14 protein-coding genes are annotated in these 15,673 nt (G+C 33.0%); 7 read left to right on the top strand and 7 right to left on the bottom strand.

All coding sequences use genetic code 11. The features are described 5' to 3' along the window. Positions 1-5: 5 nt before the first annotated feature. The 4 genes from PKK00_07810 to PKK00_07795 all read right to left on the bottom strand — a co-directional run bounded on the left by PKK00_07810 (position 6) and on the right by PKK00_07795 (position 4,650). The gene (locus tag PKK00_07810; protein ID HNW98298.1) at positions 6-824 is read right to left on the bottom strand and encodes a universal stress protein; all 819 of its coding nucleotides are present in this window, start codon (positions 822-824) and stop codon (positions 6-8) included. A gap of 113 nt (positions 825-937) precedes the next feature. Next, the gene (locus PKK00_07805; GenBank protein ID HNW98297.1) at positions 938-2,332 is read right to left on the bottom strand and encodes an MFS transporter; all 1,395 of its coding nucleotides are present in this window, start codon (positions 2,330-2,332) and stop codon (positions 938-940) included. A gap of 18 nt (positions 2,333-2,350) precedes the next feature. Next, complete coding sequence (locus PKK00_07800) at positions 2,351-3,667, bottom strand: hypothetical protein (protein HNW98296.1); 1,317 nt, start codon at positions 3,665-3,667, stop codon at positions 2,351-2,353. A 5-nt stretch (positions 3,668-3,672) separates the two neighbouring features. Continuing rightward, the gene (locus PKK00_07795) at positions 3,673-4,650 is read right to left on the bottom strand and encodes a polyprenyl synthetase family protein (GenBank protein HNW98295.1); all 978 of its coding nucleotides are present in this window, start codon (positions 4,648-4,650) and stop codon (positions 3,673-3,675) included. 370 nt (positions 4,651-5,020) lie between these two features. Between PKK00_07795 and PKK00_07790 the strand changes: the two genes are divergently transcribed. The 5 genes from PKK00_07790 (at position 5,021) to PKK00_07770 (ending at position 11,592) form a co-directional block, all read left to right on the top strand. Beyond that, the gene (locus PKK00_07790; GenBank protein ID HNW98294.1) at positions 5,021-5,800 is read left to right on the top strand and encodes a radical SAM protein; all 780 of its coding nucleotides are present in this window, start codon (positions 5,021-5,023) and stop codon (positions 5,798-5,800) included. A 147-nt stretch (positions 5,801-5,947) separates the two neighbouring features. Next, positions 5,948-6,355 carry a hypothetical protein gene (locus tag PKK00_07785; GenBank protein HNW98293.1) on the top strand — a complete coding sequence of 136 codons (408 nt, stop codon included), beginning with the start codon at positions 5,948-5,950 and terminating at the stop codon, positions 6,353-6,355. A gap of 366 nt (positions 6,356-6,721) precedes the next feature. Beyond that, positions 6,722-9,217 carry an SNF2-related protein gene (locus PKK00_07780; protein ID HNW98292.1) on the top strand — a complete coding sequence of 832 codons (2,496 nt, stop codon included), beginning with the start codon at positions 6,722-6,724 and terminating at the stop codon, positions 9,215-9,217. An 83-nt stretch (positions 9,218-9,300) separates the two neighbouring features. Next, complete coding sequence (locus PKK00_07775) at positions 9,301-9,906, top strand: hypothetical protein (GenBank protein ID HNW98291.1); 606 nt, start codon at positions 9,301-9,303, stop codon at positions 9,904-9,906. A 159-nt stretch (positions 9,907-10,065) separates the two neighbouring features. Beyond that, a complete protein-coding gene (locus PKK00_07770) occupies positions 10,066-11,592 on the top strand; it encodes a glycine--tRNA ligase (GenBank protein ID HNW98290.1) in 1,527 nt (508 codons plus the stop codon). 3 nt (positions 11,593-11,595) lie between these two features. Here PKK00_07770 and PKK00_07765 read toward each other — a convergent pair whose 3' ends face one another. From PKK00_07765 to PKK00_07755, 3 genes are read right to left on the bottom strand one after another with little or no spacing between them, the layout of a single operon-like run. Beyond that, complete coding sequence (locus PKK00_07765) at positions 11,596-12,522, bottom strand: hypothetical protein (GenBank protein ID HNW98289.1); 927 nt, start codon at positions 12,520-12,522, stop codon at positions 11,596-11,598. A gap of 7 nt (positions 12,523-12,529) precedes the next feature. Then, on the bottom strand, positions 12,530-13,453 hold the full coding sequence (locus PKK00_07760; protein HNW98288.1) for a hypothetical protein: 924 nt from the start codon (positions 13,451-13,453) through the stop codon (positions 12,530-12,532). A gap of 55 nt (positions 13,454-13,508) precedes the next feature. Continuing rightward, on the bottom strand, positions 13,509-13,772 hold the full coding sequence (locus PKK00_07755) for a DUF1844 domain-containing protein (GenBank protein HNW98287.1): 264 nt from the start codon (positions 13,770-13,772) through the stop codon (positions 13,509-13,511). Positions 13,773-13,861: 89 nt separating this feature from the next. Here PKK00_07755 and PKK00_07750 point away from each other — a divergent pair, with 89 nt between their 5' ends. Beyond that, the gene (locus PKK00_07750; GenBank protein HNW98286.1) at positions 13,862-14,563 is read left to right on the top strand and encodes a phosphoribosyltransferase family protein; all 702 of its coding nucleotides are present in this window, start codon (positions 13,862-13,864) and stop codon (positions 14,561-14,563) included. Positions 14,564-14,803: 240 nt separating this feature from the next. After that, a complete protein-coding gene (locus tag PKK00_07745) occupies positions 14,804-15,523 on the top strand; it encodes a carboxypeptidase-like regulatory domain-containing protein (protein HNW98285.1) in 720 nt (239 codons plus the stop codon). Positions 15,524-15,673: the final 150 nt, after the last annotated feature.

Here is a 15,673-nt window from a genome sequence, read left to right as displayed (position 1 = left end):
CAAAATCACATAATTTTTTTCTTTGACTTTTTATTTAATGCCAATATCGGAAATGAACTTGATTTTATCACTGAAGTTGTTGCGCCCTTATCGAGTGATAGCTTATCAAACAAACCTCTTGGTTTATGCGACATCACTAGTAAGTCGGGTTTGTTCGTATTTAAATATTTCATTATTCCTTTAACCGGTTCATTATCGAATCCTGTTTTTATAAAATGCAGGCTTATTTTTTCGTAATCATTTTCCTTTTTTATCTGGGTCAGCACTTTTTCAACATTAAATGTTTCAATATCCACCACCTTGGGATATACGGGATAAACATGGAATACTTCAATGTTTGCATCGAACAATTTTGCAAACGGGATAATTTCTTTAATTCGTTTTTTCAGGTCGAATAATTCTGAAGCAAATCCAATAGTTTCAATGCCATTACCTTTATAACCGTGCGGCACGGAAAGAACCGGACAACCAACTTCATTTATCAGGTCCGAAACAAAAGTTCCGAAAAAAGTATTTCTGAATGCTTCGTGACTTGCACCCATTATCACTAAATCAATATCATTTTTTTTAATGGTTCTTTTTATCTTTTCATTGGTAAAATCACCTTTATCGGTAATGTATTCTGCCTGGAAAGAGTTCATATCGATATTCATTTCAGAAAATATTTTTCCGATAAAATCTTTCATGTATGAAGTAATTCCTGCCTTCTCGGAAATATGATAAAAAAATAATTTGGTATTGCTTTTTACTGAAAACTTTATAGCATATTTTAAAGTGTCTCTTGTGCAATCAGACAAATCGGTTGGGATAAGTATGTTTTTCATAAATATTTTTTTAAGAAGCAGGTTTTAGTATGGTAAAAATATTCAAAGTATTTTATATTAATGCAATACAAATATTAAGTTATCGTTAATTCTTTAACAAAAAAAATAAAAAATTATTTTAAAGAACTTGGTTCAACCTTCTTTCCGCGCGCTAATGAAGCAAAAACGCCAAGAAAACATAATACTGCAAACACTGCAAAAATAACTTTTAATGTGGTCATGTATTGAGGAATGGTATCCGCTTCAATTTTTTTCTCACCAACATATATATGAATAACTAATGCGGCAATAGCCATACTTACCATTTGTCCGGTCATGCGCATGGTACTGTTTATTCCCGATGCTACACCAAGAAATTTCTTTTCAACTGAGCTCATCACTGCATTGGTATTTGGTGATGAAAATAAACCAAAGCCCATTCCTAAAATTGCAAGCGAAGAAATAAGATAAATGTTTGGCGTATCTGTTTTGATAAAAGTCAATAAAATCAAGCCTATTACAATTATACTCATTCCCAGTGATGATAAGATTCTTGAATCAATTTTATCAGATAATCTTCCTGAAAAAATTGCTACAACAGCCATTAATACCGGTTGTGTTACCAATAGCAAACCTGCATCACTTGGTGAAAGTCCGCGCACATTCTGTAAATATAAACTCAGCATGAAAGTAATGGCAAATGTTGCTGCATAATTTATTAATGAAGCTAAATTCGAAAAAGCAAATGTGCGGTTGTTTCGAAATAAATTAACATTCAGAATGGGAGATGAAATTTTAAGTTCAAGGAAAATAAAAAATATTAATCCTGCAAATCCGCCAACAATAAGTATTTCCGACAACAGTCCTGAATTTTTTACAAGACCAAACATCAGCGCCGACATTGAAATTATATATATCAATGAACCTACGTAATCAAATTTTTCTCCTTTTGCTTCCTGCCATTCACTTCGAACTGAAGTTATCGTTAATATGATTACAAACAAACCAACCGTTGCATTAATATAAAATAAACTATGCCAGCCGAAAGCTTGTGTAAGCATACCGCCAAATAATGGCGCAGCCGACAATCCTATGTATACTGCAGAAACCGACATCCCTATTGCTTTACCTCTTTGATTAGGAGGAAATGCTGAAGTAATCAGCGCCATGCTAGTACCTCCAACCATTGCACCGCCAACTCCCTGAAGAAAGCGAAACGAAAGAAATATTTCTTCAGAAAATGAAAAGGCACAACCCAGTGTTGCTAAAGTGAATAAAATATTTCCGTATAGAAATAATTTCTTCCTGCCCCAAATATCACCGGCTTTTCCAAAAGGTATCAAAAAAATTGCAGAAGAAAGTAAAAATGCCATCGATACCCAGCTAAGTCCTATAGCATTCATCGAAAAATCATTTCCTATTTGTGGTAACGCAATATTAACAGCCGCTCCCATAAAAGGATTAAAAAATGAAGAAATAAGAATAACTGCTAATAGTGCATTTCTTCCTGCCGATTTTTCTTCAATCATAAATAGGAAAAATTAAACTTAATTTTTTTTCACCGGAGTTTTTGAATCTTTCTTGGAGTATTCCTTCTTTTTAACACCTTTTTTATAGGTTACCGAATAAATAAGTTCGCCTTTTTCATCCCAGTACATCCATTTGCCTTCTTTGTACCCTTCAATGTTGTAACCTATTGCTGATTTATTCCCATTGGCATAATAGGTAACCCATTTGCCATTAGGAATTCCTTTTTTAAATTCCTGTTCTTTAAATTTCACACCATAGTTATCATAAAAGATCCAGTAACCATCTTGTTGTCCTTTATAATAAGAACCCGATTCCTGTATGATTCCTGTATCGTACCAGTCTGTCCATGCACCATGCTTTTCACCTGCTTTATAATTTCCATCATACATTTGTTTTCCGTTCTCGTACCAATATTTTGCAGAGCCATCACGTGCATCATCAGCATAATTTACTTCATATTTTTTCTTGCCATCACTATACCATTCTTCCCAAAGTCCATTCATTTTTCCTTCTTTAAATGTTCCTTTGGTTTTTTCCTGTCCATCGATAAACCAACTGGTCCACACTCCGGTTTCTTTACCGTTAAGGAAATTTCCTTCATGATCCTTGTTCCCATTCTCGTAATATGTTGTCCATAATCCCTCTCTTTTTCCATTAACAAATTTTCCTTCTTTCCATTTTTCACCGGTTTCATACCAATAAGTCCATTGTCCGTCCTGTTTGCCTTTTATAAATTTTCCGCTACTGCCTTTCGCTCCATTTTTATAATAAAATATCCAGGTACTGTCCTGCAAGCCATTAATGGATTTCCCTTCCATTTCTTTTTTACCTGTTTTATACCACCACGTAGCATAACCGCTAAGCGAATCTAATAAATAAGTTCCTTTAAATTCCAGGGTATCATTATCAAAATATTCTATGCTTTTCCCGTTCTTCTTTCCATTTTGATAAAAAGTGATTTCTTTGAGTTTGCCATTATCATGAAAATAGGTCCAGGTACTATCCATAAATCCATTCTTGATTTTTCCTGTTTTCTCTAACTGACCATTCTCATACCAGCTGCTGTCAATACCATTTTCATAAAATATTTTACTCCATCGTTTTCCGTTGTTGTGCCAGAATTCCCACATTCCAATTCTTTGACCTGCTTTAAATTCTCCTTCGCTCGATTTTTTTCCATTATCGTACCAATAGGTCCACTTCCCTACCTGCAAGCTATCCTGGTAATTTCCCTCACTTTTTTTATTTTTATTACTCCAGTATTCTGTTTTTTTCTGGGCTGTTGATGAAAGCCAGAAAATTGTAAGCATTACAAAAGAAATAATTCGTATCATTTTTTTTATTTTTTTCTTTCTACAATATATTTAACAAGTCTTTCCAGTGATTTACGTATTTCCGAATCGGGAAATTCAAGCAGCATATTTGCCGCCTCCTGCTGATATTCCAACATTTTCTGACGAGTATATGCAATACCTCCGCTTTCATTTACCCGCTTAATGACTTCCGCAACTTTAACGGTATCATCACTATGATTTTTAATAATATTAATAACTCTTTTCCTTTCGGAATATTTCATATTACGCAACATATATATAAGAGGCAATGTCATCTTATGCTCTTTAATATCGATGCCATGCGGTTTTCCTGTATCCGAATTTTTTTCATAATCGAACAAATCATCTTTCAGCTGAAATGCAATTCCTGTAAGTTCACCAAAGTGATACATTTTATCAATCATGCTTTGTTCAACACCTGCAGATGCAGCACCACAAGCACAACAAGAAGCAATAAGTGTTGCCGTTTTTTTTCGGATAATATCGAAATATATATTTTCTTCAATATTTAAATCGCGGGCTTTCTGTATTTGTAATAGTTCCCCTTCGCTCATTTCGCGTACAGAGTTGGAAACAATTTGTAACAGTTGAATCGCATTATTATCAATAGCATGAAGCATTCCCCGCGATAAAAGAAAATCGCCAACCAATACAGCAATTTTATTTTTCCATAAAGCATTCACAGAAAAAAATCCACGACGTTCATTTGAATCGTCAACAATATCATCATGTACTAATGTTGCTGTATGTAATAATTCAATTAGTGTTGCAGCTGTATATGTTGTTTCAGTAACACCACCACAAAGTTCGGCAGTTAGAAAAACAAACATGGGGCGAACCTGTTTTCCTTTGCGTTTGTAAATATACCGGGTAATAATATCAATTAAAGGCACAGAACTTTTCATTGATTCCTTAAATCTTTTTTCAAATTCGGAAAGATATTTATCAATTGGAGCTTTTATGATATCCATTTCGTCGGTCATAATAAAAAATTCATCTCTCAAAAATAAATAAATATTACTTACCTGAGGATTTTATAAAAGGAAATGTTTATTGAAAAAGTTGACAAGTTAATAAGTCGACAAGGATGTTTGATTGCTAAATTGTTTAACCGTTTTATTTTTTAAATTAATTATTCAAACGCTTCGCTGTCATTTTTTTTTAATTCTTAATTCTCACTTCTAAATTCAGCATTCTTAATTCTGAATCCCCCTGTAAACTTATGCCTCCGCATCGGATCGGCTTATATACTTTTTCTGTAAACATAACTTATGTATCTTAATAAATAAAGCAGGCAAGAAGTACTCATCTTTTATTTTTCTTTAATTTTGCACATATTTAAAAATTTGTAAAATGGCAGGTTTTTTATTCGATAGTGTAGTATTCGGACCGGTTCACAGCCGAAGGCTGGGAATTTCGCTGGGAGTAAATCTATTACCAACAGGATATAAATACTGTACTTATAACTGTATTTACTGCGAATGCGGATGGACGGAAATCAAAAATATAAATAAAATTGAATTCCCTCCTTCAATGCTGGTTAAGCAATATCTTGAAAAAAAATTGCTCGAAATGCAGGAAAACAAAACATTGCCGGATGCAATATCATTTGCCGGTAACGGTGAACCTACCATTCATCCTGAATTTCCAGAAATAATCGATCATACTATAGCTTTAAGAAATAAATATTCGCCTAACAGCAAAATTGCCGTGCTGTCCAATTCAACTATGCTACATTCTCCTGAAGTTGTTGAAGCACTAAAAAAAATTGATTTAAATATTCTTAAACTGGATGCCGGTACCGAAGAAACTTTTCATCTGGTTAACGAACCTCGATTGAATATCCATCTGGAAGAAATTATTCAGAACCTGAAACTATTCCAATCGAATCTTATTATTCAAACACTTTTTGTCCGTGGAAATTATAAAGGAAAATGTATTGATAATACTACCGAAACAGAAGTAAATGCATGGCTGCAACATTTGAAAGAATTAAAACCCGAACGCGTAATGATATATCCTATTGCCAGGGGAACACCGGTAAGAGGTCTTGAAAAAATCAGCTTAGAAGAACTGGAAGCAATTGCAGGAAAAGTAAGGAATATCGGGCTAAAAGCAGAAGTGTATTATTAAAGATATTTATTGATACTGGGATATTCATTGAAATTTTAAATGGTTAATGTTTAATGATAAATGAGATTGGTGAATTTCTTTTTAAAAATATATTTTGCAATTTAAGTTAATCACTAATAACTATCTTTGGAATAGAAATTTTTCAGAATGACCAATTATCCTATAAAAGTTTTAGTAGCATTTGCCGAAGCAATAGAAGGTAAAGACAATTTCTATCAATGGTTGTTCAAAAACGGATACCCCGAACTGTCAGCCCTAACCAGCGCTATTAAAGGAAATGAAGAAGCTTTCGACTGGCTTATGAAACGAAATTTTCCACAATTGGCTGCATTCAGTAATGCTCTTGATAATGATGAAAAAGCATGGATATGGCTGAAAAAAAATAAATTTGATTTTCTTATCACGTTAGCTGAAGCAAGCTTGGGAAAACCAGAAGCAATAGAATGGTTATTAAAAAAAGATTTAACGGTTTTTACTGTAATTGCTAAACGCATAAAAGAAGTGAAAGACGGGCTGGACAGGGATTATGAAGATTATCATAAAATACATTTTTGATTTTGCCGTTATAAAAAACAGTTGATATTTTATAAATACACACAAGTTATAGCTCTAAACAAAGTATTCTAAAAAATGGAGTCTTACCATAATACCTATTAATTTTATAAATTTCTTTTATCAATAGAAAAAAATTTTGAGTATTCAAAAAGCGTAAATGAGCAATATATACTTTGGCTTTTCGGGTTTGCATATTTCAACTACGGCTCCGTATTAATATCTAAGAATACTTGCTTTCATAAACTTGCAAAGATTCAGTATAAAAACTTTGCATTGCTGCGAAAAAAAAATTACTAATATTTTAATATAAAATTCTATATGCTTCTGTAAAAAATAAATACTTTAGCATACCAATAATATTTTTTTATGAAATCAAAATTAGCAACAAAGAAAAAAACAGCTAAAAAAAAACCTCAGCAACCAAAAGTTCCTTATTCTTACAAACCCGATAACATGACTCTTGAGGAATGGCAGATAGCTTTAAGAAAACAATTTGCTGTTGAACAAAATTTTGAAGTTGAAAATATCGGTAATCATCCTGTGTTTTCCGATTTTAATGTATGTAATCCCCAAACAGGCAAAACTTATAAAGTTGCAATACGCGATGAAAAAAACGGATTGAATTTTTGCTCATGTCCCGATTTTAAAGTAAGCATACTTGGAACATGCAAGCACATCGAATATATGCTTCATCTTTTAAGAAAGAAAAATGCAAATAAAAAATATTTTAAAGAAGGATACTTACCTGAATATTCGTCCATAAGCCTACGCTATGGTAATGAACGAAAAATATTTCTCAGAATAGGTACAAAAAATTCAGCAGAAATAAAAAAGTTGTCAAAAAATTATTTCACCAATGAATATTTTCTTAATGATTATGGTTTTGAAAATTTTGAAATATTTTTAACAAATGCGACTGAAATGGATTCTGAATTTCGCTGTTATCAGGACGCCTTAGATTATATTATCAATATAAGAAGCGCCGAGAAAAGAAAGGATATTATTGATAAAAAATTCAATATAAAAAATTCAGAAAAACTTTTTAATAATTTGCTGAACACAAAATTATTTCCTTACCAGAAAGAAGGAATTGTATTTGCCGCAAAAGCCGGTCGCTGCCTGATTGCCGATGAAATGGGACTGGGAAAAACCATACAGGCAATCGGCGCTGCCGAACTGATGGCAAAAGAATTCGGTGTTGAAAAAGTTTTGATAATTTGCCCTACATCGCTTAAATATCAATGGAAATCGGAAATAAAAAAATTCACGGGAAAAGATGCGCTTGTAATTGAAGGAATATATCACAAAAGACATGAACAATATTTTAAAAATGATTTTTATAAAATTGCAAGTTATAATGTTATTAAAAACGATATTGAACAAATAAATAAATTCGCTCCCGATCTTATCATTCTTGACGAAGCACAACGCATAAAAAACTGGAAAACAAAAACAGCGCAAAATGTAAAATTACTTTCTTCCGAATATGCCTTTGTTTTAACCGGTACTCCGCTTGAAAACAAACTCGAAGAACTTCATTCCATAATTCAGTTTATTGATATTTTTCGGCTTGGTCCTTTGTTCCGCTTCCTGAATCAACACCAGGAAACTGATGATAGCGGCAAAGTAATTGGCTACACCAACCTCCATAAAATCAGCAAGACATTGCAATCCGTTTTAATCAGGCGAAATAAAAAAGAAATTATTAATCAATTACCCGAAAGAATTGATAAAAATTATTTTGTCCCTGTAACAAAAGAGCAGATGAATGCCCATGATGATTATTTTGAAGTCGTTTCAAGATTAGTTAATAAATGGAAAAGGTTTAAATTTTTATCGGAACAGGACAGGCAACGCTTGCTTATTGCACTTAACTGTATGCGTATGGTGAGCGACAGCACATACATACTCGATCAGAAAACAAGATTCGATACAAAGATTGGTGAATTGATGATTATCCTCGAAGAAATTTTTGAAAATGCAGAAGAAAAAGTTGTTGTTTTCAGTCAGTGGGAAAGAATGACAAGGCTTGTCGCAAAAGAGTTAGACACGCTCGGAGTAAAATATGAATACCTGCACGGCGGCATTCCAGGCAATAAAAGAAAAGATTTGCTCGATAATTTTCATAACGATCCCGAAAGTCGGGTTTTTCTTTCCACTGATGCGGGGGGTGTAGGATTAAACCTGCAATGTGCCGGAACGGTTATAAATCTCGACATTCCATGGAATCCGGCAGTGCTTGAACAACGTATCGCACGCGTTCACAGGCTCGGACAAAAAAATCATGTAAGAGTGATGAATTTTGTTTCTTCCGGAACTATTGAAGAACGAATATTAAGTTTAATAGGTTTTAAACAATCGGTGTTTAAAGGCGTTTTTGACATGGGCGACAACAATGTATTCATGGGCGAAGACAGGTTTAAACAGTTTATGAAAACAGTTGAAACTATTACTGAAACCCCGGTAGAAAAACTTGAACCTATACTTACAACTGAAGAAAATATTAACGAAGATGAAGTTAACAAAAAAGCCGGTATCCCCGAAGAGCTTATAGTTGAAAGTGAAATAAAAGAAACGCTGGCAAAACCCATAGATACTCAAATACCTGTTTATATAAAAGAACCACAAACAGCACTCAGCAATACTTTGAGCGATTTATTTGTAACCGGTATTGATTTTTTGCAAAAACTCGGCAACTCTATTAACGATGTAAAATCAGGAAAAAATTCAGCTTCATCGTTCATAGAAAAAGATACTGCCACAGGAAAACCATATTTTAAAATTCCCATCCCTGACGAAAAAGTTGTGGAACAGGCTATGAATGCACTTAGCAAGTTGTTGCAATTATTTAAAAAAGAATGATGAAAAATTTTATTTTTAAAAAACCATATAAATTTTATCTTTGTTGCGACAAACACAATCTAAAAAATAAATTTAAAAGCTATATGAAAAAACTTTTAGTTACCGCTCTTATTTTTTTATCGGTTAGCGCCTATTCTCAAAATTTTGGAGTTGGTTTCCGTTTCGGCGATCCAAGCGGAATAACATTAAAAAAATACCTGGGTGATAAAGCCTTAGAAATAAGTTTTGGACGTACTGGTATTTTTTATGGTAATAATTGGTATTATAATAACTTCGATCATTGGTACAAACATAAACATTACAATTACGAAGATTTGCAATATCTTAATTTTTATCATTTATCTCCTCCTTTAGGTTTACAAGTTCATTACTTGTATCAAAAGGGAATTAAAGGTACTGATAGCGATGTAGGTGTTCTCGACTGGTACATAGGTTTTGGCGGGCAACTTAGTTTTCAAAATTATAGTTACGATTACCGATACAAAATTGCTGGAGACCCAGACTGGTATTACGTAACAAAAGAGCGTGTTACCGACATTGGAATTGGAGCTGATGGCGTAATTGGACTGGAATACAAATTTATTGCACCTTTTGCCATTTTCCTCGATTTTACATTAGACATGGAAATTTATGACGACCCTTTCCTTTTTTGGGGACAAGGCGGCATAGGAGCACGTTATAACTTCTAGTTTTTTATTTTACAAAAACTTTAAAAGTCTTAATTGGCTTGTGTTTTGTGGCTTTTGAAGTTTATAGAAATTACCTGCTATATTCTAATTTTATTCCGCATAAATTTTAAACGAAATTTCTTTTCTTGTTAAGTCAGCGGACTTTTATATTTTTGCAGCATGGCAAATATGGAAGATGTTTTCAAAAAAGTAATTTCCCATGCAAAAGAGTATGGGTTTGTATTTCCTTCGAGTGAAATATACGACGGACTTAGTGCTGTATATGATTACGGTCAGTATGGTTCGGAACTGAAAAAAAACATTCGCGATTACTGGTGGAAAAGTATGGTGCAATATAACGAAAATATTGTTGGCATTGATGCTGCAATATTCATGCATCCTACCGTGTGGAAAGCATCAGGACATGTGGATGCATTCAACGACCCTTTGATTGATAATAAAGATTCAAAAAAACGTTATCGTGCCGATGTACTTGTAGAAGATTATATTGCCAAGATTGAAGATAAAATAAATAAAGAAGTTGAAAAAGCAGCAAAACGTTTTGGTGATGCATTCAACCAGGAACAATATATTACTACCAATCCGCGAGTACTTGAATACAAAGCCAAGATAGAATCTATCAATAAAAAACTTTATGGCTCGCTCGAAAAAAATGATTTGGCAGCAGTAAAACAACTGATAGAAGAACTTGAAATAGCTTGTCCTATTTCGGGTACACGCAACTGGACAGAAGTCCGCCAGTTCAATTTAATGTTTGCTACACAAATGGGTTCAACAGCCGAAGGCGCCGACACGATATACCTGCGTCCTGAAACCGCGCAGGGAATTTTTGTAAACTTCCTGAACGTAATGAAAACAGGAAGAATGAAAATTCCATTCGGTATTGCACAAACAGGAAAAGCCTTCCGTAATGAAATTGTTGCCCGACAATTTATTTTCCGCATGCGTGAATTTGAACAAATGGAAATGCAGTTTTTTGTAAAGCCCGGCGAAGAAATGGAATGGTACAAATACTGGAAAGAGCAACGTATGAAATGGCATCTTTCGCTTGGTATTCCAGCAAAGAAATATCGTTTTCATGATCATGAAAAATTAGCGCATTATGCTAATGCCGCTGCTGATATTGAATTTGAGTTTCCTTTTGGCTTTAAAGAATTAGAAGGAATACATTCACGTACTGATTTTGATTTGGGTGCTCATCAGAAATATTCAGGAAAAAAACTTCAGTATTTTGATAATGATACCAACGAAAGTTATGTCCCCTATGTTGTTGAAACTTCTATAGGATTGGACAGAACGTTCCTTGCAATTCTGAGTCATGCCTATAATGAAGAAAAATTGGATGATGGCTCTGAGCGTGTTGTTCTAAGAATTCCACCAATACTTGCGCCTATTAAAATTGCAGTAATGCCTTTAGTAAAAAAGGATGGTCTTTCCGAAAAATCACGCGAGATAATAAATAAGCTGAAACAGGATTATATGTGCCAGTATGACGAAAAAGATGCTATTGGTCGTCGCTACCGCAGGCAGGATGCTATCGGTACTCCTTACTGCATAACTGTTGACTATGACACAATGAATGACAACACCGTAACTATTCGTGAACGCGACAGCATGAAACAGGAACGAATTCCCGTTGAAAATATTTCAATGATAGTTAATGAGAAACTAAAGCCATTAGTTTAGCTATTATTCAAAAGAAAAAGAAGCGGTGCCAAGTAAGGCGTCATCGCAAAATACATCGATATAATAGATACCGCTTTTAAAAATCTTTGTTTTTTCCCAGTTTATACAAACATCCTGGTTGGTATTGTCGTAATAGATTTCTTTCTTTGCTGAATATACAATCTTCTTTCCCTTAAAAGTAAATGTATCACTATTTGATAGTGAAAGAATATTACCATCCGGTTCTGCAATACGTATATAAATAACTTTATAACCCTTTAAAGCAAGTTCGTTTTCATAAATGGTAAAACAGGTTTTGATACGCTGAGCTTTTTTGGCAATTTTTGTAGTAACCTCCTGTTTGTTTGCATTAAAACGGATACCCTCGGCAATTAAGTCAGCTGCTTTAACTATTGCTTCTGTTTTAATTTTATCTGCAAGAGATTGATTTTTTGATGACAACTCAATATTAATATTCATTGCCGAATCAAGAGTATTTTTTATAGTAATGTTTTCTGAGGTAAGTTTTTCGTTCTTCGATTTCATTTCATCGATTTTTGAAAGATAATCTTTAAGTCGTGTTTCCAGCTCTGCTACTTTATCCTGATAATTAGATGCAGAACCGCTCAAACTTTTTATTTCGTCCATCAAAGATTTGATCTTCGATTTTTCTTTTGTAAAAACACTATCCAAACCTTCATACTCTTCACTTAATTCATCATACTCCAGTTCTAGGTTTTTTAATTTATGCAACAAGTTTTCCTTTTGAGTAATAGCTTCTGTTTTTGCAGTATTCTCGCGTTTTGCTAGATCGCGATATTCTATTAACTGCCAAGTTAGAATCACACAGGCAATCGTTAGGAATATGGTAAGAATTATAAATAAAGATAATAAGTTCCTTGATTTAGCTTTGTTATTATCTGGATCAAAAAAATTACCGGAACTTTCCATGCATGAATTATTTTAATATAAATTGTGATTCTCCAATTAAATAACCATCGGTAAATACAGATACTACATAAGTTCCTACTGAAAATTCTTCGGTTTTATCCCAATAAACTACTATATCAGTAGCCTGGTTCTGATAATCAATATCACTTTTTATTGAATATTGAATTTTCTCGCCATTATAAGTAAAAGAATGTTCATCATCATCTGCAATAGTTAAAATCTTTTCATCAGGACGAGCAATACGTACATAAATAGTTTTGGTTCCGCTTGAAGCAATAAGGTTTTCGCCAAGTGTAAATGATACTTTTATACGATCTGTTTTCTTAGCTTTATCAATAATATCTTCTTTTTTACCATCGGAACGAATTTGAACAGGGATTCCCCTAATGTTGTATGCCTTAAGCGTTGAGCCTTTGGTTACTTTTTGTGAAAGATTTTCTTTATCTTTTGAAAGTTCAGAAGTTTTAGCTTGTTCACTTTCAAATTTTGTTTTTATATCTTTATTCTCTTCTTTTAAAATTTTATTGACTGTATAAAGTGAGTCGATCTGTGCAACATACCCCTGGGTTATTCCACGTAAATAATCCAGTTTCTTTTTGATCTTATTATAATCAGCCTGCGAATTGATCAGGTTTTTTATTTCTTCAGCTTTGGCTGCGATCATGCTGTCTTTTTCAACAAGTTTACCTGAAACTATACTATTTTCGTTTTTAACTTTTTCGTGTTCGGTTAACAACGAATCTAACTCATGTTGTAATGATGAAGTTTGATTTTCTTTTTCAATAGTAATTGTATTGACTCTTGTCTTCGTTACTATAAGTTGCCATACTAAAACTGCAATAAGCAAACCCATTACTATCAGCAAAATGCTATAAAATTTTTTATTCGATTTTTTTTCAGGTGTTTCCGGTTTATTTTCTATTGTTTCCATTGAAAATATGTTTAATTAAAATAATTATTTAATTTAAAAATTATTATAAAATATATTAATTCTTATTTTTATTTGTTTCTTCTACGAAATTCAAACGCATTTCCGAAAGAAAAGTTTCTAAAGCACGTAATAATTCTTCCGAAAGGTTTCCGTTAGTTTTTTCTTTTAGCATTTCAAGCATTTCAATAGCATGACGTGCCTGATCCATGTTTTTCTCGGTATTTCCCGTAATCGGATTCTTGATTTTGCCCATGGCCTGCATAGCTGATGCATGAAATATATACAGCAATTCAAGAAACATTTGGTCTTTTTTTTCCATCATTTATAGTAGAGTAAGATGCAAATTTAATTTTTTTTTGTAAAAAACGTTATATTTGAGTTAGTTTTCAATAATTTAATTATTGACAAATGAAAATCATTATTTCGTTTTTAAACGATTTTCTTTCATTAATATATCCCCGCTTATGCATGGCATGCGGGAAAAGCCTGCTTAATCACGAACATAATATTTGTACTTTTTGCCAATATCATCTGCCACGCACTAATTTTCATCATGAAAAAGAAAATCCCATATCGAAATTATTCTGGGGAAAAATCATGATTGAAACAGCAGCATCGTATTTTTATTTTCAGAAAAAGGGTAAAGTTCAGCGCCTTATGCATCAGCTAAAATATAAAGGACAAAAAGAAGTAGGTATTTATATAGGTCAGTTATATGGCAAGGAATTGAATACTTCAAAATTATATAATACGGTCGAATACATTATCCCTGTTCCTCTTCATCCTAATAAAGAGAAAAAAAGAGGCTATAATCAAAGTGAGATGTTTGCGCATGGACTTGCTGAATCAATGAATATTACTGTAGACACAAGTACTTTAATAAGAATAACTGCTACTGAAACTCAAACAAAAAAATCGCGATTCAACCGATGGGAAAATGTAAAAGAAGTTTTTAAAATAAATAACTCTGAACATTTAAAAAACAAACACGTGCTGCTGGTTGATGATGTAATTACTACCGGTTCAACCATCGAAAGCTGCGTTTTAAAACTTCAGCAGATTGAAGGAATCAGGATAAGTGTAGTATCTATAGCATTTGCTTATAATTAAATATTTGACTTTCATTTTTTAATGATAATATAAAAAGTTATAAAGGGTATATAGAAATAGGTTTTCTTTTCCCCTATTCCCCTATACCCCTATACCTTTATACCCAATAATCCATTCCGTTTACTTTTTGTTTCTTTCCGTATACTGGTTCATTTTTACCGTTAACCGGCTATATCTTTCTTTAAAGCATATTACGGGTTAACTTTGAGTAAACCATTTCTAACTTAAATCATAAACATTATGAAAAATTTTCTAACCTTCATTTCCGCGCTCTGCCTGCCGATACTGATGATAGCGCAAAATCCCGGTGAAATAAAAGGGAAAATCATTGATGCTCAAACTAAGGAAATCCTTCCTGGTACTACAGTTTATGTTGAAATATTAGGACAAAAAGTAATTGCTGTTTCCGACACAAATGGCATGTTTACTTTAAAACCATTAAGTCCCGGTAGTTATAATGTATATTTTACTTTTACAGGTTATAATTCTTTTGAATTATCTTCAGTAACTGTATATCCTGATAAAATAACTTTTGTTGACGACATAAACTTAAACTATGGTAAAGGGATAGATTTAGGAGTTTTTGAAAAAAAAGAATATAAAGAAAAACTCATTGATCCCGAAATGCCATCAAAAAAAGATATTTCTCTAACACAAATTAAAGATATAAGTGACGGCAAATCTCTTGCTGGTATTGTGAGAAGCTACTTTACTGATATTTATGTAAGTGATAATGGCGAAGAACTTTACTTTCGTGGTTCTCGAAATGATGATGCCGTATATTTTGTAGATGGAGTTAAACTTCGCGATAACCAGTTACATGTTCCCGGGAATGCCATAGGTAGCATGACTGTATATTCTGGCGGAGTTCCTTCTAAATACGGCGATTTCACAGGAGGTGTAGTTGTTGTTGAAACACAAAGTTATTTCAGTTGGCTGAATGATAAAAAATCTAAATAAAAATTTCATTCTCTAATTTCTGCTCTAAATACTGTTCATTTAATTATTGTTCAACCTTCAGGCAGCCCGGCTTTTTCACCTTTACCGGGTTGCCTGTTTATACCGACAGAAAAGAGTTTTGCAAAAATATTTTTTGTTTTCTGTACGGTA

Source organism: Bacteroidales bacterium (assembly GCA_035353855.1).
In the GTDB taxonomy this organism is placed as follows: Bacteria; Bacteroidota; Bacteroidia; order Bacteroidales; family CG2-30-32-10; genus DAOQAK01.
The sequence above is the reverse complement of the archived record's forward strand: the minus strand, read 5'-3'. Positions and strand labels throughout refer to the sequence as shown.

Coding starts and splice junctions, on each gene's coding strand:
- PKK00_07810 (HNW98298.1), bottom strand. CDS start 824: ATGAAAAACATACTTATCCCAACCGATTTGTCTGATTGCACAAGAGAC.
- PKK00_07805 (HNW98297.1), bottom strand. CDS start 2,332: ATGATTGAAGAAAAATCGGCAGGAAGAAATGCACTATTAGCAGTTATT.
- PKK00_07800 (HNW98296.1), bottom strand. CDS start 3,667: ATGATACGAATTATTTCTTTTGTAATGCTTACAATTTTCTGGCTTTCA.
- PKK00_07795 (HNW98295.1), bottom strand. CDS start 4,650: ATGACCGACGAAATGGATATCATAAAAGCTCCAATTGATAAATATCTT.
- PKK00_07790 (HNW98294.1), top strand. CDS start 5,021: ATGGCAGGTTTTTTATTCGATAGTGTAGTATTCGGACCGGTTCACAGC.
- PKK00_07785 (HNW98293.1), top strand. CDS start 5,948: ATGACCAATTATCCTATAAAAGTTTTAGTAGCATTTGCCGAAGCAATA.
- PKK00_07780 (HNW98292.1), top strand. CDS start 6,722: ATGAAATCAAAATTAGCAACAAAGAAAAAAACAGCTAAAAAAAAACCT.
- PKK00_07775 (HNW98291.1), top strand. CDS start 9,301: ATGAAAAAACTTTTAGTTACCGCTCTTATTTTTTTATCGGTTAGCGCC.
- PKK00_07770 (HNW98290.1), top strand. CDS start 10,066: ATGGCAAATATGGAAGATGTTTTCAAAAAAGTAATTTCCCATGCAAAA.
- PKK00_07765 (HNW98289.1), bottom strand. CDS start 12,522: ATGGAAAGTTCCGGTAATTTTTTTGATCCAGATAATAACAAAGCTAAA.
- PKK00_07760 (HNW98288.1), bottom strand. CDS start 13,453: ATGGAAACAATAGAAAATAAACCGGAAACACCTGAAAAAAAATCGAAT.
- PKK00_07755 (HNW98287.1), bottom strand. CDS start 13,772: ATGGAAAAAAAAGACCAAATGTTTCTTGAATTGCTGTATATATTTCAT.
- PKK00_07750 (HNW98286.1), top strand. CDS start 13,862: ATGAAAATCATTATTTCGTTTTTAAACGATTTTCTTTCATTAATATAT.
- PKK00_07745 (HNW98285.1), top strand. CDS start 14,804: ATGAAAAATTTTCTAACCTTCATTTCCGCGCTCTGCCTGCCGATACTG.